Annotated in this window: 19 protein-coding genes; 12 read left to right on the top strand and 7 right to left on the bottom strand. The window is 31.1% G+C overall.

Annotation, left to right across the window (positions count from 1 at the left end):
- Positions 1-21: 21 nt before the first annotated feature.
- Positions 22-744: a glycosyltransferase gene (locus tag ACAM25_RS04890; protein WP_369611216.1), complete on the top strand. Its 723-nt coding sequence runs from the start codon at positions 22-24 to the stop codon at positions 742-744.
- Between the two features lie 966 nt (positions 745-1,710).
- On the opposite strand, the gene ACAM25_RS04885 is transcribed toward ACAM25_RS04890, so the two are convergent.
- Positions 1,711-2,076, bottom strand: a complete 366-nt coding sequence (locus tag ACAM25_RS04885) for a hypothetical protein (protein WP_369611215.1) — start codon at positions 2,074-2,076, stop codon at positions 1,711-1,713.
- Positions 2,077-2,198: 122 nt separating this feature from the next.
- On the opposite strand from ACAM25_RS04885, the gene ACAM25_RS04880 reads away from it, so the two are divergent.
- Positions 2,199-2,453, top strand: a complete 255-nt coding sequence (locus ACAM25_RS04880) for a hypothetical protein (RefSeq protein ID WP_369611214.1) — start codon at positions 2,199-2,201, stop codon at positions 2,451-2,453.
- A gap of 212 nt (positions 2,454-2,665) precedes the next feature.
- Here ACAM25_RS04880 and ACAM25_RS04875 read toward each other — a convergent pair whose 3' ends face one another.
- The gene (locus ACAM25_RS04875) at positions 2,666-2,977 is read right to left on the bottom strand and encodes a Rieske (2Fe-2S) protein (RefSeq protein ID WP_369611213.1); all 312 of its coding nucleotides are present in this window, start codon (positions 2,975-2,977) and stop codon (positions 2,666-2,668) included.
- A 174-nt stretch (positions 2,978-3,151) separates the two neighbouring features.
- Positions 3,152-5,035: an ABC transporter substrate-binding protein gene (locus tag ACAM25_RS04870; protein ID WP_369611605.1), complete on the bottom strand. Its 1,884-nt coding sequence runs from the start codon at positions 5,033-5,035 to the stop codon at positions 3,152-3,154.
- Between the two features lie 263 nt (positions 5,036-5,298).
- Between ACAM25_RS04870 and ACAM25_RS04865 the strand changes: the two genes are divergently transcribed.
- From ACAM25_RS04865 to ACAM25_RS04840, 6 genes are all read left to right on the top strand, one after another.
- Entirely contained in the window at positions 5,299-6,330 is a 1,032-nt protein-coding gene (locus ACAM25_RS04865) for an ABC transporter permease (RefSeq protein WP_369611212.1), read from the top strand.
- The gene (locus ACAM25_RS04860; RefSeq protein ID WP_369611211.1) at positions 6,327-7,403 is read left to right on the top strand and encodes an ABC transporter permease; all 1,077 of its coding nucleotides are present in this window, start codon (positions 6,327-6,329) and stop codon (positions 7,401-7,403) included. The genes ACAM25_RS04865 and ACAM25_RS04860 overlap by 4 nt, the downstream gene beginning before the upstream one ends.
- Positions 7,400-8,371 carry an ABC transporter ATP-binding protein gene (locus tag ACAM25_RS04855; RefSeq protein WP_369611210.1) on the top strand — a complete coding sequence of 324 codons (972 nt, stop codon included), beginning with the start codon at positions 7,400-7,402 and terminating at the stop codon, positions 8,369-8,371. Before ACAM25_RS04860 ends, ACAM25_RS04855 begins: the two co-directional genes overlap by 4 nt.
- A complete protein-coding gene (locus ACAM25_RS04850; RefSeq protein ID WP_369611209.1) occupies positions 8,364-9,335 on the top strand; it encodes an ABC transporter ATP-binding protein in 972 nt (323 codons plus the stop codon). The genes ACAM25_RS04855 and ACAM25_RS04850 overlap by 8 nt, the downstream gene beginning before the upstream one ends.
- Positions 9,299-9,688, top strand: coding sequence for a PH domain-containing protein (locus ACAM25_RS04845; RefSeq protein ID WP_369611208.1), 390 nt, complete (start codon positions 9,299-9,301; stop codon positions 9,686-9,688). The genes ACAM25_RS04850 and ACAM25_RS04845 overlap by 37 nt, the downstream gene beginning before the upstream one ends.
- 96 nt (positions 9,689-9,784) lie before the next feature.
- The gene (locus ACAM25_RS04840; RefSeq protein WP_369611207.1) at positions 9,785-10,627 is read left to right on the top strand and encodes an SMP-30/gluconolactonase/LRE family protein; all 843 of its coding nucleotides are present in this window, start codon (positions 9,785-9,787) and stop codon (positions 10,625-10,627) included.
- A 728-nt stretch (positions 10,628-11,355) separates the two neighbouring features.
- On the opposite strand, the gene ACAM25_RS04835 is transcribed toward ACAM25_RS04840, so the two are convergent.
- Positions 11,356-11,502 carry a hypothetical protein gene (locus ACAM25_RS04835; protein ID WP_369611206.1) on the bottom strand — a complete coding sequence of 49 codons (147 nt, stop codon included), beginning with the start codon at positions 11,500-11,502 and terminating at the stop codon, positions 11,356-11,358.
- Positions 11,503-11,982: 480 nt separating this feature from the next.
- On the opposite strand from ACAM25_RS04835, the gene ACAM25_RS04830 reads away from it, so the two are divergent.
- Both ACAM25_RS04830 and ACAM25_RS04825 read left to right on the top strand, forming a co-directional pair.
- A complete protein-coding gene (locus ACAM25_RS04830) occupies positions 11,983-12,816 on the top strand; it encodes an ABC transporter ATP-binding protein (RefSeq protein ID WP_369611205.1) in 834 nt (277 codons plus the stop codon).
- On the top strand, positions 12,797-13,510 hold the full coding sequence (locus ACAM25_RS04825; protein ID WP_369611204.1) for an ABC transporter permease: 714 nt from the start codon (positions 12,797-12,799) through the stop codon (positions 13,508-13,510). The genes ACAM25_RS04830 and ACAM25_RS04825 overlap by 20 nt, the downstream gene beginning before the upstream one ends.
- A gap of 585 nt (positions 13,511-14,095) precedes the next feature.
- Here the strand turns inward: ACAM25_RS04825 and ACAM25_RS04820 are convergent.
- Complete coding sequence (locus ACAM25_RS04820; RefSeq protein WP_369611203.1) at positions 14,096-14,332, bottom strand: hypothetical protein; 237 nt, start codon at positions 14,330-14,332, stop codon at positions 14,096-14,098.
- A 390-nt stretch (positions 14,333-14,722) separates the two neighbouring features.
- Here ACAM25_RS04820 and ACAM25_RS04815 point away from each other — a divergent pair, with 390 nt between their 5' ends.
- Together ACAM25_RS04815 and ACAM25_RS04810 are read left to right on the top strand one after the other, a co-directional pair.
- Positions 14,723-15,679, top strand: coding sequence for an acetamidase/formamidase family protein (locus ACAM25_RS04815; RefSeq protein WP_369611202.1), 957 nt, complete (start codon positions 14,723-14,725; stop codon positions 15,677-15,679).
- A gap of 215 nt (positions 15,680-15,894) precedes the next feature.
- On the top strand, positions 15,895-16,206 hold the full coding sequence (locus ACAM25_RS04810) for a hypothetical protein (RefSeq protein WP_369611604.1): 312 nt from the start codon (positions 15,895-15,897) through the stop codon (positions 16,204-16,206).
- Between the two features lie 12 nt (positions 16,207-16,218).
- On the opposite strand, the gene ACAM25_RS04805 is transcribed toward ACAM25_RS04810, so the two are convergent.
- Together ACAM25_RS04805 and ACAM25_RS04800 are read right to left on the bottom strand one after the other, a co-directional pair.
- On the bottom strand, positions 16,219-16,959 hold the full coding sequence (locus tag ACAM25_RS04805) for an MBL fold metallo-hydrolase (protein ID WP_369611201.1): 741 nt from the start codon (positions 16,957-16,959) through the stop codon (positions 16,219-16,221).
- Positions 16,960-16,990: 31 nt separating this feature from the next.
- On the bottom strand, positions 16,991-17,653 hold the full coding sequence (locus tag ACAM25_RS04800) for a TrmB family transcriptional regulator (RefSeq protein ID WP_369611200.1): 663 nt from the start codon (positions 17,651-17,653) through the stop codon (positions 16,991-16,993).
- Positions 17,654-17,694: the final 41 nt, after the last annotated feature.

Here is a 17,694-nt window from a genome sequence, read left to right as displayed (position 1 = left end):
ATAGAATTTCGATCTTACTATATGCTTTCAATTGTTATTCCAGCGTATAATGAAGAAAAACGAATTGCCTCAACGCTTTCACTTTTACGTAAAAAGTTTCCTTCTGCTTATATTATCGTTGTCTTTGAAGGGGACGATAATACTCCAGAAGTAGTAAAGCAATACGGTGGAACAGTTATAATCAACAAAACACGGATAGGAAAAGGTGGTTCAATAAAAATCGGCGTTCAAAAAGCTTTAGGGGATAAAGTTCTAATAATTGATGCTGACCTACCGACGCTTGACGTCGAGAAATTAGTAAATGTTGATGCTGATTTAGTTATAGCACATAGGGATGTTTCTACTATGCCTCCAATAAGAAGATTTCTTCATCATGCTTTCGTTTTTCTAACAAAGTTATTTTTTCCTTCCCTCTATAGATTTCATGATTTTCAAGCCGGTGTGAAAGTTGTAAAATTAAATAAATTGAAAGAGATATTACATGAACTTGTGATGAATGATTATGTGTTTGATGTAAACTTAGTTTATTCCTTTGTAAAAAGAGGGTATAAAGTTGTGGAAATACCGGTAAAATATTATCATAAAGAAGAAGATAGCAAAATAAGCAAGAAATTAATAAAAATAATTATCTTTATGTTTCTATCTCTAGTAAAACTTAGATTTTTTTACTCTCCATTTAGAAAGATATTATATACTAAAAGTTTCTTAAAGGTTCAGAATTGGATAATAAACAGACTTAGGTAGGAAATAAATGTTTCCCGTAATTTTTTGTTTTATTCACTTTATGAAAAGTAACCATAACGTAATTTTAAAAACTAAAAGTACTTAAATAAATTATCTTTCTGAAAATATGAAAGTGAGAAATTATGTCCCTTTACAAAAACTGTGGGCAGAAAGTCTCGCCTCTCTGAGGCGGGATAAATGCCCACAAAGTTTACATAGTGTTATAAACAAATTAAAAATGAACAATAACCAGGATGGGAGGGGTTCTCTGAGCCTCTCGACTGCCCCCCAAATGAGAGATGTAACCACGAATCGATGAGGGGAACCGATGAACCGTTATGGGAGGAAGTCAGAGAAGAAGTTAGATCTACTAACAATATTTTTAATTTTTGAGTATTCAATTTATTTAAAAATTATAGTGTTTTTCATAGTAAATGTAACGCCATTGCTGAAATGAGTAAAAAGTTTTATGATTGAAATCATTCCGTTGCATTTTCATTGAAAAAGACTATAGCACACTCAACAGTTATTTTTATTGCATGAACTTTAATTCAAAATAATTTAATCAAGTTTCAATCTCAGAATATGGGGGATTTTTCTCACAGTAAGGTGAGTTAGATTATTCCCTTAATGGAGGTGAGAAGGATGTGTGGGTTGATTCATGATTACATTGAGCTCTAGGGTTAAGAATTAGATACAAAATACATGAAATTCAATGAGACTCAAACCCCTCTTTAATATCTGCCTACTTTTCAGACTTATAAACTCTATTATTTTCTTTTTCTTCTTAATGCATCAATAAACTCTGTAAGAATTAACATAGAATAATAAACAAAAAGAAGTTAAAGAGCCCTCTCATAGAGATACTTAACCGAAATATGATCCCTATTATCCTCTTTAGGACATTTGAATGCGCTATAACCAACGCATTTTCTAACCCTACTATATTTCATTAAGTGTAATTTATTAGAAAATAAATAAGGTATGTTAAGTATATTTAGCAACCTCACTTGGGTTTAGAGGATGATTTATTATTTCGACTTTAGCAATTATAGCTTTCGATTCAGTTCCACTATAAACGTTAATTTTTACAAAAATCATATTTTTAAGTTCATTATATAAACTTTTATTTGCGATCTTTATAATACCATTAAAATGAGAACTAACTATCTCTAACTCAAAAGTATAATTTAAAATTCCTATTTTAAAGATCGGTTTATGATATAATATATAAATTGTTCCGTTGTAAAGATATATTTTACTTGTGTAGTGTGAAGTGGCATCATGAACAATCATATAAACGCCAGAGAAAATTAAAAGGAGGGCAACAATAACCATGATAATTCTAATCATTACATAGCTTTAAGATACGTAATAAATAAAATTATCTAAGGAGAGATGTATATACAATACATAAAGTTTGAAAATGTTCAGCTTTTTTTGTCTATTAAAGAGTTTTTAAGTTAAGTATCTTTGTGAATGAGATAACAGTTAAGGTACCAAAGAAGATTCTTTATGAAGATCAAAATGTTAAAGTACTTCCAGAAGACTTTTCTAGGAAAGAAGGGAAACCTAAGATTATATACAGAGAAATTTATCAAAGATTTAAAAAAGATGGTTTCCATGAAGTGTTTTTAGAGCTAAGAAAAGGAAAGAAGTATGCACTCTCTATTAATAATGGGAAATTCATGTTAGAATTTATGATTCTGGATTCATTGATTCTCATATAGAACTAAGTAGGAATTATTTACAACACTTTTCTAGTCAGTTTCTTACACTTATGAACTTTATTTAACTTTTCCTTACCTTAGAATTTATAATTCAGTTAAAGGAAAGTGGGTTGTTAGGATACTTGAAAGTTATAAAATAAAACTATCAATTTCGCAAAATCTAACTCCATGGAAACCTTTAGCTCTAATTGGTTTTATGCCTCTTTATAAAATTACTTTTTAGGAAGTGATGGATGAAATGGTTCTTTTTCAAATTTAATTTCATTTCCTATAATATCTACTCTTATTAACTTACAATCAGGAGGACAAGAAGTCTTTGACTCCGGTGGTTTTATTAATTCTCCAGTTATCAGACTGAATTTAGCTTTATGGAAAGGACAAACTATTGTGTCCTCTTCAATTTTATAACCTTCTGTAGTAATAGGTCTTTGTTTATGTGGGCAACCGGCTAAATACATGTATTTCTTTCCGTCTTTTTCATATATCATTATTGGATATCCTTTTATTTCAACTAAAGTTAACATATGAGTTTTTTTGACAAACAGTAAATAACATTTGCTTTGCTAAACTACAAATAAGGTAATTTCATTTATTATTTTCCTAAATCAGTTAAAGAATTTAAAATGGTGTTTAAATATAATATGATTAGACAATACCGTTTAAATATTAGTAAAAAAATATTATTAGTTTAAACTTATTTAAGTACTGTATGTGTATGTTGAATAGTACATCATGTTGTAGAAGTATCCAACGTATGGATTGTATGTAAATCCTTGTACATATGGCTGCACAAAGTAATAGGTATCTGGGAATGGTAACCAAGCATAAGGTGCTTCATTATATATTATTTGGTATGCTTTAGCAACCAATTGCTCTTGCTCAGTAGCATTTGTTATAAATGGTAAAGTCTGATACATTTGTTGTAATGTAGATATATTAACCCATGCAAGATTACCAGAAATACCACCAAATTGTACATCAGTTAATGGCATTAATTGCTGGAACACGGGGTCAGGCCAATTTGGAAACCATCCTAAATCAACCATTAATGGTGTACCGCTTGGAGTAGTCCACCCATCAGTTACTGACGGTAACACGTATTTTACTGAAACACTTAAACCAATCTGTTGCAAATCTTGTGTAATAATCTCTAACTCATCTTGCTCTAAAGGTGTTACTGGTGCTAAAGCATAAATGTTTATTGTTGGTAATTCTTGGCCGTTAGGATTACCAAGAATAGTACCGTTTGGCAAAACTACATAGAAATCTCCTTGATAACCAGCTTCATTCAAATATTTCATAGCTAAACCTGGATTATATTGATAAGGTGTTAGGTTATCTGGATTATAATAACCTGGGAATTGCGGAGAAATAGGTCCTAAGTACTCCTGTGCCAAAATCTTACCATTATAACTAAAGATTTGGAGCAATTGCTGATAATTAATGGCATGCACAACAGCTAACCTAAAATCAGTTATATTTGTTGGGAACTGCATCATATTCATTGATATGTATAACACACCTGGTGTGGCACCAAAGTTTCTGAATGATGCATTCATTGGTATTGTGTTGTATGGTGATTGTCCTAGTATTTGTGATAAGTATGGTATGGATACGTAAGATATTTGTGCTTGGTTCTTTAAGAAGTCCTCAACTCTATCAGTGTGTGATAATCCATAATCAATTATAATATATTTAATGTGTGCTGGTTCAGCTACTGCTGGCACATTCTTACCAATAGCCCAGTAATGTGGATTAGCTTCTAAAACTATTGTTGAAAAACCTGGTGCAACATGAATTAATAAATATGGTCCAGTACCGTTCATACCATTTTCGTCAATGTAAGAGTTTGGAGTATTTGGTTGAACACCACCATGCTCATCAACATAAACAGGATTAACAATAGCACCCCACCATGATGCAATATCAAATAAGAAGAACCTATATGGTTCTAGGGTGTTTATTTCTACCTCATATGGTCCTAATACTACTACTGCTTGGTTTGGATAACTCATAATCTTTTGTATTGTTGCGTTGTTAGCATTAAAGTTTGATAATATTGATGCTAATATTTTGGCAGTCAAATTGTAATTGTTTGCTGTTGGTAAGCCAGTAACATTTTGTATAGCATAATTAACACCCCAAGGTATAGCATAACCAGTTTGAGCATAAACAGTAGCATTAAATAATAACTCAATGTAGTTTGCTACACCTGGTCCTTGCCCCATTAGTATTGTTCTATAGAAAGAGAACCAAACAGTAGATGCATTTACTTGAACACCATCTGGGAATGTTATACCTTGTCTAATATAGAATATCCAGTGCTGATAACTAATATTAGTATAATTTTGGGCAATAACTGGAACAACCTCATGATAATTACTACCATTAAATTCTACTAATTCTTGGAATAATGCCGTAAATAATGGTCCGTCTTGTACGTAAAATCCAGTTGCTGGGTCTAAGGCATCTGGTGGTGCTGTTTGCGCTACATCAGTTAGTGTTGTTGAGTTTGGTGGTGAGAGCGTTATTGATGTTGTCGTAACTACTGATGTTGTTGTAGTCGTGGTAGTAGCAATCATGCTACTTGTTGTAGTGATCGGTGTTGTAGTAGTAGTCGTGGTTGGTGTTGTCTTATGGCTTGTAAGCATTATTGCTGCTATTGCTGCTATGATGATTATTACAACAACTATTATTGCAATTAATGTTCCAGAGATACCCCTACTTTTCATTATTGGTCGATAAAAAGTTTCTAATACTCTTATTTAAACTTTATCAAACAAAACTAGGATTCTAATGATGTATGACAGAAAATTTTTAAATAATAATGGATGGTAGTTTAATTATGCAAAGCTCATTTTTGAAATTTGCCGTTAAAAGAGCTATAAACGGAATTGTGACACTCTTACTTCTTATACTATTTGTGTTTATATTAATTCATACGGCAGCCCCTAATCCAGCAGCTTTAGCAAGAATTTACGCCGGTAATCCTCATGCACCTCCTACCGAGATTAATCAAATAATTAAAGAATATAATTTGAATGCTCCTCTTTATATTCAATTATTTGATTACCTCAAAGATATATTTACTGGAAATTGGGGCATTGATCCCATATATAAAGTCCAAGAATCGACTCTTTTGTTTCACTATTTACCTATAAGTTTGCAAATTGTAATTCCCGGCGATATTTTAGCAGCGGTGATAGGAATATTAAGTGGTGCAATAGCTGCCGCTAATAGAGGGACTTTAAAGGATAATACGATAAAAGGAGTTTACTTAATTACCTGGGCTTCACCACCATTTCTTGTAGCTCTGATTTTTCAATTAGTTATAGCTTATTATTTAGGTCTATTACCACCTAATGGTACGGTAAATCCTTTATTAAAAGCTCCACCTTCATACACTCCTTTTCCTATATTAAATAGTCTAATATCCGGTGATTGGCCTTACTTTCTTTCAGCAGTTAGACATGCTGTTTTACCTACCCTATCAATTGCTATAATTACCTTTGGATTATTTACAAGAATAACAAGATCATCAATGCTTGATGCAATGGAGTCTGATTATACAAAACTATCCTTTGCAAAAGGGCTGAAAAGAAATTATGTTGTATATAGGGTTGCTTTAAGAAATAGTTTAATTCCCGTAATTACTTTAGTTGCTTTATTCTTTGGTTATTCAGTTGCTGGTGCTGTTTTGGTTGAAGATATATATCACTATTTAGGCATAGGATACTTTATAACTCAAGCAATAGAAAGCCTAGACTATGTAGCTGTATTAGACTTTACTATAATAATTGGAATAGCTGTTATAGTAGCCAACTTTATAGCTGATGTACTTTACGGGATATTAGATCCTAGGGTGAAGCTTGAATGAAGATTAGTAAAATCTTTGTTTTTGCTCTTATTATATATTTAATTATTAATTTAGGAATATATGCATATTTTGCTAATAAATCAACGTTAAGAGCATATCATTTCCATAACACCTTGTTATTACCTTATGTGCTCTTTTCGACTTTCAGCATAACAATATCTGCTGTAGTGCTAGGTGCTTATTATATTTATAAGAGTAGTTTAATGAGAAACGCTTTACGTAGTAAAGTTGCTCTTGTTGCTTTAATAATAGTTTTTGCTTATTATACCTGGTCAATATTTGAAGGTCTTTTGCAATATGCTTCACATCAAATACTATATATTCCTCTATCATACAAGTTCTTGCCTTACAATCCTTTTCAATTCAATCTTACAGCCTCGCTATTACCTCCTTCAATTCATCATCCCTTCGGTACTAACTATAATGGAGAAGATATACTAAGTAGAATATTATATGCTGCACCATCCGATGCTGAAATTTCTACTGTAGTTGTAATATTTGCAATAGTAATTGGTGGTTTAGTAGGAATGTTTGCCGGCTACTTTGGTGGTTGGATTGATGAAATATTAATGAGAATTACTGATGTCTTCCTAGCTATACCTGGATTAATTCTAGTAATTGCCGTTGCAGTTCTTTTAGGATCAAGTTTTACAAGTGCTATGATTGGATTAATGATTCCGTGGTGGGCTACATATGCAAGATTATTTAGGAGTCAAACTCTTGTAGTCAAAAACATGGGGTATATAGATATGGCTAAGTTAATGGGATTTAATAGTTTCAAAATTGTGTTTAAGCATGTATTTCACAATGTTATTGACCCAGTTCTCTCATATGCTGCACTTGATTTTGGAAATGTAATATTGACTTATTCAAGCTTAACGTTTTTAGGAATAGGTCTTCAAGGATTAAATCAACCAGAATGGGGTGCAATGGTATCTAATGGCTTACAATATTTACCTCATGTTTGGTGGTGGCCATTATTTCCATCAATAGTAATTTTAGTTATTGTAGCTTCTTTCGTCATTCTAGGTGACAGATTACAAGACGTAATTGCAGGGAGGGTGGTTTATTGAAAGTTTTAGAAGTTAAGAACCTTTCAGTAGGATACAAGGCATTAATAGGAAAATTTAGGGTTTTAGATAACGTGACGTTTGACGTTGAAGAAGGTGAAATAATAGGTATTGTAGGTGAATCTGGCTCTGGCAAATCAACTTTAGGACATTCTATAATTAAATTACTTCCACCTAATGCTTTCTATGAAAGAGGTGAAATACTCTTTGATGGAAAAGATATTGTTAAATTAACTGAAAAAGAAATTGAAAATGTAAGAGGAACTGGTATTTTCATGATATTCCAAAATCCTCTAAACAGTCTAAATCCAGTGAAAACAGTTGAATATCAGCTAATGGAAGCTGTCAAAGTAAAAATGAGTAGAGATGGGAAGAGGTTTGATGAGAAAGAAGCTAAAGAAATTATCTTAAATTCAGTTAAAGATGTAAGATTACCTGATCCCGAAGAAATTATAAAGAAATATCCTCATCAACTATCTGGAGGACAAGTCCAAAGAGTTGTAATTGCAATGGCCTTAATTTTAAGGCCTAAAATACTAATTGCTGATGAACCGACTTCAGCTCTTGACGTAACTATTCAAGCTCAAATAGTTAAATTATTTAAACAGTTAAGGGAAGAAGAGAAGATTGCAATTCTTTTTATCTCTCATGATATTTCATTAGTTTACGCCATTGCTGATAGGTTAATTGTAATGTATGCTGGAAGAATAATGGAGGATGGAAATATAGATGAAGTTATAAATAAACCTATGCATCCTTATACACAAGGTTTGATAGGAAGTATTCCTACAATATCTAAAAAGGAAGGAGAGTTAAAGGTCATCGAAGGAAGCCCTCCTTCATTCTTAGTTTTACCCACAGGTTGTAAGTTTCATCCTAGATGTAATAAAGTAATTGATATTTGTAGGAATAAAGAACCAGAACTTAAAACAATAAACAATAGAAGAGTTAGGTGTTGGTTATATGAATGAGTTGATTAGAGTTGTTGGATTGAAAAAGTACTTTATAGTAGGTAGCTATGGTATTTTAGATAAACTATTTAGAAAAAAGCCAATTATAGTTAAAGCTTTAGATAATATAGATTTAGAAATTTATGAGAAAGAAGTTCTAGGAGTTGTTGGTGAATCTGGGTCGGGTAAGACAACATTAGGAAGGATATTAGTAACTTTAGATAAACCTACTAAAGGAGAAATTTATTATAGAGGAGAAAAGATAACTGATAAAAACGTAAAGGAAATTAGAAAGAAAATACAAATGGTGTTCCAAAATCCAGCAACAAGCATTGATCCTAAAATGAAAATATTTGATGTTGTTGCTGAGCCTTTAAGAAAAGTTAATTCTGAAACTAAGAGAAAACTTGTCAAACAAGTATTAGAAAGTGTTGGTTTAGATTTTGAGTATGTTTCTACTAAATACCCAAGAGAGCTTTCTGGAGGACAGCTTCAGAGAGTTGCTATAGCTAGGGCATTAATCACGGAACCGGAGTTTATTGTACTTGATGAACCAACTTCAGCTTTAGATGCCTCAGTCCAGTCACAGATTTTAAACCTATTAGTAAAAATTCAGAGAGAAAAAGGAATAACTTATATGTTCATTACACATAATATTCATGTTGCAAAATATATATCAGATAGGATAGCTGTACTATATGCTGGTAAATTAATGGAGATTGGAGATGCAGAAGGAATTATATCATCGCCAAAGCATCCTTACACTCAAAGTCTGATTGCTTCCGTACCATCTTTAAAGAGGAAAGATTTACAGCCACCAACGGGAGAAGTACCATCACTTATTAATCCTCCTAATGGATGCAGATTTAATCCTAGATGTCCGTTCGTCACGGAAATATGTAAAAAACAGGAACCACCACTTTTTGAATATAACGGGAGAAAAGTAGCATGTTGGCTACTAAACCAGTCATCTCAAAAACAATAGTTAAAGGGACAATAATCATCTTTATTTTCTCTCTCTTTCTAGATATTTCTAGACTTATTAGTTTTCTAATCTTTTTGGGGATAGTATTTACAACCCTCTTTTTGTACGCTTTTTGGAAAAGAATTCACACTTATATTTTTGATGAGAATGGGATAATAATACAAACACCCTTTTCAAGGAAATTCATTAGTTATTCTATAATTGATGATGCTTTTATTTCAGTAGGTTTTCTTGCAAAAAGATTTCATTGTGGATCTGTTTATTTAATTTTAAAAACGAAAAAAGTTGAAATTATTAGAGATATTCCAAATCCAGATGAAATTTTCGAGTTATTAAAAAAGAAAATCGTATGATGATCGCATGACTTTTCCTTCCCACTATCTTTCTCTCGTTCTGAGACTTTCTTTCCACTTTTAAAGTTAAAATATACTGAATTAATATAAGAAATTATGGATGTATTTAGTAATTATAAAGCTAAGTTAGGTGAAGGTCCAGTATATGATTTTAATAGTATTTATTGGGTTGACATAGAGGGTAAAAAGATTATTATAAAAAACTTAGATGACAAAAACGAAAAGATCATAGAAGTTCCAGATATGGTTTCTTCATTATGTGTAATAGACGAGAATAGAGTTTTAGCTACAATAAGGCATACTATCTCTCTAGTTAATATTCAGACTAAAGAAATTAAGGAAATAGTATCTGTTGAAGTAAATATTTCAAAGAATACGTTTAATGACGGGAAGTGTGATCCTAAGGGAAGATTTTGGGCTGGTACTATGAATACTTCAAAAGATTCTCCTAGCGGAAACCTTTACAGATTTGACAAAGAATTAAAGAAAATGTTATCTAATCTTACTGTATCAAATGGTTTAGCGTGGGATTTAGATAGGGGTAAAATGTATTTGATCGATAGTCCAATAAGAAAAGTTTATTCATTCGACTATGATGTAAATACTGGAGATATTTATAACAAAGAAGTTTTCATCGATTTTTCTACTGAAAAAGGTAATCCAGATGGTATGACAATTGACGAAGAAGGTTATTTATGGATAGCCCATTGGGGTGGAGGTAAAGTGAGTAGATGGTCACCCAATGGTAAGAAGGTATCTGAACTTAAACTTCCAGTAACTTACGTTACTTCAGTAACATTTGGTGAGGAAGACTTAGATACTTTATTCATAACTACTGCTAATAAAGAAGATGAACCATTAAGTGGAAAATTATTTTATCATAAGGTTAATACTAAGGGAACGAAGAGTTATAGATTTTCCTTTCTATATACAAAATAATTAGCCTAAATTGTCCTTACTTTTATTTCTATCTTTAACGTTTTTAGTATTTTCTAGTTATCTCTCACTAGAATTTTCATTGCTAATATTCTTTAGAATCAGGTTTTTAATCAAGCCAAATGCTGTTCAAAATTAAGGTTTTGTCATTAACTTTAATGTGGCTAAAAATTTTATAATAAAAATTTGGAAAACTTAATTCTCTCTATAACCATCGAAGTACAAAAGAACCAAATATTGAATAGAAAAATAGAGAGATACAAGATTGCTACGTAAATGTTTATTTAATAAATTTATAAAAACAATATTGTTAAACACACTCATACTGTAGTCATTTTGGCATAAGTTCTATCTCTCCCATAACACAAGACTTACAATAAGTGTGGGTAGAAAACCTTCAGGGCGGGGAGGAAGTCAGAGTCCTCTTAACAGACTATCTCCAAAGTATGAGTGGAAGAATTCGTTTGGATTAACTAGTGATACTACCCTATGTTCTAGGAGAAGGAAATAAAACATACGTAACCCAGACACCCTTCTCTGGTATACATTGTTAAAAACTCCTAAACGTTACTAAGTCCCATAAGTTTTTATCCAATTCTCTTCATTTTCAAAACTAAGACAATTCAAAACTTTCTGGAAATACAAATGCTCTTAGAAAATGTAACATAATGGAGAAGACAAAAACCCGCGTATTAAAAGCCTTCACACTTCTATTGAAAAATGTCCACACCTCATAAGCCACTCTCATCTAATCTATTCCTAGCTCTCCTCCCAAACTTATTATACTTCTTACTACCATACTTCTTAATCCATGTAAATACCATTCCTAAAGGAACTTGAAGAACACTAGAAAATGCCCTCATACTATTAGCATACATCTTTAAAGTCTCCTCTCTTAAACCCTTTGGATAATGATGCTTAGCCCCCTCCTCCTACGGTCCTTGCACATATAAAGTTACCTCCCTATAGCCTTCCCGACCTTGTTAACATGATTACTACAATTAGGACAAGAAATATCCCTATAACCGGCTTCCTCTCTTTCCCTCTTTACCCATACATAATACTCGTTTTATACAAATATTTATACCTTAATGACGACACTATATGCACACTCATTAACCTAATAGTGTGATATTATAACTTATTAAGGATTGAATTTTTCATTTATATTAAAATCAAACACGATAATTTTTTAAACTAGTTTACTTAAATTATTATATATAGGGGGCTAGATGGGGGAATTAGAATAGGGGAGAAATAAAGGGGTTTTGGGGATTCTAGCCCCTATGCTATAGTAAGATCTGTTTATGTTAATTTACAAGGTTTATTTTTTTAACTTCATTCGTTTAAATTACTATATGATTATTGATGTTAGGAATATTTGGAAGTCTTATGGTAAAATTATTGCAAACGAGAATATCTCACTCTTTGTTAACGAAGGTGAAATTATAGCATTATTAGGACCTAATGGTGCTGGAAAGACAACACTAGTAAAACAAATTTATGGAGAGTTAATACCAGATAAGGGAGAAATAAGAGTATTTGGAAAGAAACCGACAGATAGAAGTGTGAAAAGATTAATGGGTGTAATACCTCAAGAGACAGAACCATTTGAAGACCTAACAGTTTGGGATAATATATATTATTTTGGCAGGTTGAAAGGAGTTGATAAAAAAATCTTAAAGGAAAATGTTGAAGAACTAATTCAAAAATTAGATCTAAGTAGTAAGAGAAATACTTTAGTTAGGGATCTATCTGGCGGTCTGAAGAGAAGAACATTGATTGCTATGGCTTTAGTCAATAAGCCTAAATTAATCGTCCTTGATGAACCAACAACTGGTCTAGACCCAGAGGCTAGAAGAGAAGTTTGGAATATATTGCTTTCCCTAAAAAAGGAGGGAAAAAGTATGTTACTAACTACTCATTACTTAGATGAAGCAGAAAGACTCGCAGACAGAATATACCTCATAAATAGAAAAGTAATCCTAGAAGGAACAACTTCGCAGATAAAAGAAAAATTTTCAGATTGGTATGAAATTATAGACTATACAACTGGTAAAGTATTAAAAGTAAAAGGCGAAGAAGAATTAAAGAAATTAATTATGACTCTTAAGGGTAAATTCGAAGTAAGGCTACCAACTCTGGAGGAAATATACTTAGAGGTAATGAAAGATGTTGAGAGAATTTCTTGATCTAATAATAATGCAATTTAAGGTAATAAAAGCATATTTACCCCTTATGATATTTTACGCTATATTCTTCCCTCTAGCCTTTATGTTAGCTTTTGGATTTATTTCAATGCGTTCCTATTATCCATACATTCTTTCTGGCACTATTACTTTCTACATGTCTATAGGGATTTTCGTTACTGTATCTCAATCTTTAGGTTATGAGAGAAGATCAGGTAGATTTTCCTTAATGGTTTCCGCTGGTATCCCTAAAGAGCTTTACGCACTAAGCATAGCATTAGGCAATGGAATTTCAACATTAATTATGATACCAATAGTTATTATAATTGGTTACTTTCTGCTTCATGTAATAGTTAAGTCTATTTTATTTCTTTTAATATCTATAATAACTTCAATATTTACTTCCTCTATGCTAGGAATAACTGTTGGATTAGGTATCAAGAACTTTTATGCTGTTAATCAATATTCTCAAATAATAGGTTTCGTTTTAACTTTCTTCGCCCCTGTTTATTATCCAATAACTTACATACCTATACCCTTTAGGTATCTTACTTTACTAGAACCTACAACATATATGTCGCAAGCAATTTATAATGCATTTATAGGTAGCAGTTTTTCTCTCTTATGGAGTTTAGGGGTAATAGTATATGGTATAGTTTTAATGATTATTAACAGTAGAGTTTTGAAATCTATATAAAAATTATTATTTAATCCATAATTTATTCTTTTTTAATCCAATACTACATAGTGTTTACTTAATATATATTCTAATATAATTGTTAGAATTACTTTAGATCTAAAAACCATTAATTTCTTTCTTAGTAATATAAATGCATAGATTATTTATATATTTATTTTTAACTTACATAGGTCTTATCTTTCCATTTACGTAAAATAGTAGATATATTTTATTATTTTTAAAGACGTAATTTAATTGCTGGGAGCGATATTATGTAATATCTTTGTGACGCAGTTAAGCACTTCTTCCCTTAACATATAAATATTTTCCCCATATCTAGCGGTTATTAAATTCTATTCCAGAAGATCTTTTTATGAGACTGGGAGTTGCATCTTTATGAAACTTTTTGTGTTTTGTTTGGTAATTTATGACAACGAATATGAGATCTTTACCGTTCTTCGGTGCATGTTATTATAATCTTCTAATTCTCTCAATATTGCACTCATTTTACTTTCGTATAAAAAATAATAATCTTAAATTTCTATGCTAGCTAATGTATTTCCTTAAAATTTGTTATTTACAACTAGGATAGCTCTTTAAACGTTAAGGTAACAGTCTTGAGTTCCTTTCCTTCTCTATAACGCTCTTATAGATGTATTTTAAATATTTAGCTAGATACACTGCGTCCGTATCTAAAATACCAGCTAGTCCTATTAACGTGATATTAGGATTCTCCTTAATTAAATGAATAACACTTTTTAGTAGATATGATGAGCTAAAAGCATCTTCATTTTGAACTGCATACTCCTTAAATTTAATCCAAAAATTGTGATATCTCATAATAAAGATAATATTGCGTTAAATATATTTTAAAGTCTATTTCCTCATGACGAAGGTAATAAATTATTATTTAAGGTATGATCTATATAAACTTTTGAATAGGCAAAATCTTTAAGTTCTTCTATGTTCAAATTGTAAAGTTCGATATATCTCTAGTAATTCTGAAAAATATTCAGACTGTTGAGTTATCCTTAGGTCTACATAAAGGCCTTAAAACAGAATTGTTAACTTTACTATACGAGAATCATCTTATAGGTATAATATTATAATAAGTCGTATAATTTATCCTTATTAACATTTCATTTTGTAGTTAAACTAGATATAAAAGTAAAATGCAAGTGTATTAGTTAAGCTGAAGTAAATTCTTAAATCAGTAATCAAAATTATTTTATGCAATATACTATTCATGCAATTACACACAACAAATGGGATAATTCATTACCTCCTATAATGAGTATAAGTGATGGGGATATAATAACAGTAGAAACTAAAGAAGCCTCTGATGGTCAAATAACTGAGACATCAACTGAAAAAGATTTATCGAAGTTAGATTTCTCTAGAATTCATCCATTAACTGGACCTATAGAAATAAAAGAAGCTGAACCAGGTGATGCAATAGAGATTGAGTTTTTAGAGTTTAAGCATAAGGGATGGGGTTGGACTGGGGTAATTCCGGGCTTTGGTTTCTTAGCTGATGAGCAATATACTGCACCAATTGACTTACAAGGTCCAGCATTAAAGATTTGGAAAGTTGATGAGAAGTACGCTTATGCAACTTTTGGTGAATTGAAAGTTAAAATTCCAATTTATCCATTCCCTGGTGTTATTGGTACAGCATTACCATACAGAGGTAAGTTCAGCACTATTCCTCCTAGAGAAAATGGTGGTAATATGGATATTAAGCATTTAACAGTTGGGACAAAATTATACTTACCAGTATTTGTTAAAGGTGGTTTACTCTCAATTGGTGATACTCACTTAGCCCAGGGTGATGGTGAGGTTTGTGGGACAGCAATAGAAGCCCCAATGGAGGTTACAATGAAAATAAGGTTAATTAAAAACGTAGGTCTAACACAACCAGTTTTCATAACTAAAAAGGTAAAGGAGATGGAATTTAATGAGTATATCTCTTACCCTGGAATAGATCCAAACTTATGGGTTGCATCAAAAAAGGCAATAAAAGGAATAATATCATTATTAGCTAAGTACATGACTCCAGTAGAAGCTTATATGTTAGCTAGCGTTGCTGTAAATTTGAGAGTTAGCCAAGTTGTAGATGTGCCTAACTGGATAGTTACAGCTTACTTACCGAAAGATATATTTGAAAAAGACATAGAAATAATATGACATTTATTTTTTATTTCTAATTTTTACAATTCTATATTATTGTCTTGATAAAGAGAATTGAGTTTATGCTTTCTTTTTCGGAGTTAAACTTATTTTTATGAAATGAGAGTAATATATATGTATTTTTTTCTTTTCAAATTAATTATAGGTAATAATTTACTTCATTAGAGTAAAATTTAAAAGGATATAAGAAGAGCCACTCGTTGGTGATAAAAATGATAGGAAGAATAATAAGTTCAATAGGAGGATTAATAACACTGATAGCAAGCATAACTAGTATAGCAACTAAAGAACCATTAATTGATCATTTTATTAAGATTATTGCAATCTATGGTAATTCAGTAATTGCTTTAGGTATTATAGGATTAATAGGAGCTTTAGTAACTTTTTATGGAGTCTATAAAAATGATTGGAGAGTAATGATAGGAGGAGGAATTGCTGGATTATTTGCACCATGCGTATTTTCAATATTAAGTATTATAGGTGGTGTTATAGAAATAAATAGACAAAAAGTAGCTAGCAAGTAATGACTATCTAGTTTAAGTTACTCCTTCAAGGTTTCTTTTTATAATTTCATCAAATTCTTTTGGTTTAGGCATATTGATACTTTTAATTTTGTTTATAAATTCGTCTTTATTATTAATTCTAAATAAGGGATTAAATTTCTTCTCAAATCCTATAGTTGAACTCGGTTTGCCACTAATTGCAAATCCGCATATTGAACCAGAAGTATGAGCTGGATAAATTTCAACATAATCTGGTAAGTTTTTCAGTTTCATTAAGCTGTTATACATATTTTCTTCAGAGTTTCCTCCAGCTATATCAATTCTTCCTACACTTCCAACAAATAAAGTATCACCAGTAAGTACAGCCCATGGTTCGCTCCAACTTTCATCCCTTCTCTTATCGTAGATTAAAATTGAAATACTGTCTGGCGTGTGACCTGGTGTATAAATAACTTTCACTTTAACGTTTCCAGCTTTTATTTCTTCTCCATCCTTAAGTCTTTCAATTTTAAATTTAACTTTAGATTCCTCATGGTAGTAAACATTTCCATTTGTTATCTCTTGTAATTTTCTAGCCCCAGAAATGTGATCAGCATGAGTATGAGTATCAATTATATAAGATATCTTCATATCTCCTAAATCTTCTGCGAGCTTAACTATCTCATTAACTAATTCGTACTTTGGATCAATAACAAAAAGCTCTCCAGCTTGTGTACAACCAAAAACGTAAGTTATACAGCCACCTTTTTTGCTTATTAGTTGTCTAAATATCATAATTTACAGTTTGAGTGAAAATATAAATTACTTATTCACTCTTAGAAGTTAATAAATCAAAATGCTCTTTAGCTTGAATGACACATCCTTTACAAGAGTCAATAACTATTTCATCATCACCATTGAAAGTAACTAATAAGGAATCATCAAATATAATAAACCTTGAGGTAATGTTATCAACCTTTTTGCCTGGTAAATCTATGTTTTTTGAAGTTATTACAAATAAATCCCCATTATATTGTTTAAGTATTTTCATTAACCATTCTGGTATCTTATCATAGACAACTTTCATCTTTTTACTTCTCTCAGCAAATTGCTTCACTAATTTTATTACTGTTCTTCTTCCCTTAACATGTATACTACGGTCGACTTCACTAATTTTACTTTTTTCATGTAAGGATATCACATAGTTTATAATCTCATCTAATTCATTTACTATTTTATCTCTGTAAACTTTTAAAGAGATTGATGGATCAATTAATTTTACTCTTTTTGGTTTACCTTCAATTACTCTTACTAATCCTTTAGCCTCTAATGAAGTTATTATCTCATAAACCTTCTGATATGGTATTCCAGACTTTTCTGAAATCTCTTTCATAGTTGCACTGCAAAGGACGAGCAATGATGAGTAAGCTTTTGCTTCATAAAAAGAGAAACCTAGTCTTCTTAATTTTCCTTCTAATTCACTTTCCATAGTGAATAAATGATTTTTATATGTTTTAAATTTTACTTAAT

The organism is Sulfurisphaera javensis (genome assembly GCF_041154675.1).
In the GTDB taxonomy this organism is placed as follows: domain Archaea; phylum Thermoproteota; class Thermoprotei_A; order Sulfolobales; family Sulfolobaceae; genus Sulfurisphaera; species Sulfurisphaera javensis.
Note: the sequence above shows the minus strand (reverse complement) of the source record. Positions and strands in the feature narration are given on the sequence as shown.

What these genes read in the sequence shown, in the direction of transcription:
- ACAM25_RS04890 (WP_369611216.1), top strand. Translation starts at nt 22, where the DNA reads ATGCTTTCAATTGTTATTCCAGCGTATAATGAAGAAAAACGAATTGCC.
- ACAM25_RS04885 (WP_369611215.1), bottom strand. Translation starts at nt 2,076, where the DNA reads ATGATTAGAATTATCATGGTTATTGTTGCCCTCCTTTTAATTTTCTCT.
- ACAM25_RS04875 (WP_369611213.1), bottom strand. Translation starts at nt 2,977, where the DNA reads ATGTTAACTTTAGTTGAAATAAAAGGATATCCAATAATGATATATGAA.
- ACAM25_RS04870 (WP_369611605.1), bottom strand. Translation starts at nt 5,035, where the DNA reads ATGATTGCTACTACCACGACTACAACAACATCAGTAGTTACGACAACA.
- ACAM25_RS04865 (WP_369611212.1), top strand. Translation starts at nt 5,299, where the DNA reads ATGCAAAGCTCATTTTTGAAATTTGCCGTTAAAAGAGCTATAAACGGA.
- ACAM25_RS04860 (WP_369611211.1), top strand. Translation starts at nt 6,327, where the DNA reads ATGAAGATTAGTAAAATCTTTGTTTTTGCTCTTATTATATATTTAATT.
- ACAM25_RS04850 (WP_369611209.1), top strand. Translation starts at nt 8,364, where the DNA reads ATGAATGAGTTGATTAGAGTTGTTGGATTGAAAAAGTACTTTATAGTA.
- ACAM25_RS04845 (WP_369611208.1), top strand. Translation starts at nt 9,299, where the DNA reads ATGTTGGCTACTAAACCAGTCATCTCAAAAACAATAGTTAAAGGGACA.
- ACAM25_RS04840 (WP_369611207.1), top strand. Translation starts at nt 9,785, where the DNA reads ATGGATGTATTTAGTAATTATAAAGCTAAGTTAGGTGAAGGTCCAGTA.
- ACAM25_RS04835 (WP_369611206.1), bottom strand. Translation starts at nt 11,502, where the DNA reads ATGTATGCTAATAGTATGAGGGCATTTTCTAGTGTTCTTCAAGTTCCT.
- ACAM25_RS04830 (WP_369611205.1), top strand. Translation starts at nt 11,983, where the DNA reads ATGATTATTGATGTTAGGAATATTTGGAAGTCTTATGGTAAAATTATT.
- ACAM25_RS04825 (WP_369611204.1), top strand. Translation starts at nt 12,797, where the DNA reads ATGTTGAGAGAATTTCTTGATCTAATAATAATGCAATTTAAGGTAATA.
- ACAM25_RS04820 (WP_369611203.1), bottom strand. Translation starts at nt 14,332, where the DNA reads ATGAGATATCACAATTTTTGGATTAAATTTAAGGAGTATGCAGTTCAA.
- ACAM25_RS04815 (WP_369611202.1), top strand. Translation starts at nt 14,723, where the DNA reads ATGCAATATACTATTCATGCAATTACACACAACAAATGGGATAATTCA.
- ACAM25_RS04810 (WP_369611604.1), top strand. Translation starts at nt 15,895, where the DNA reads ATGATAGGAAGAATAATAAGTTCAATAGGAGGATTAATAACACTGATA.
- ACAM25_RS04805 (WP_369611201.1), bottom strand. Translation starts at nt 16,959, where the DNA reads ATGATATTTAGACAACTAATAAGCAAAAAAGGTGGCTGTATAACTTAC.
- ACAM25_RS04800 (WP_369611200.1), bottom strand. Translation starts at nt 17,653, where the DNA reads ATGGAAAGTGAATTAGAAGGAAAATTAAGAAGACTAGGTTTCTCTTTT.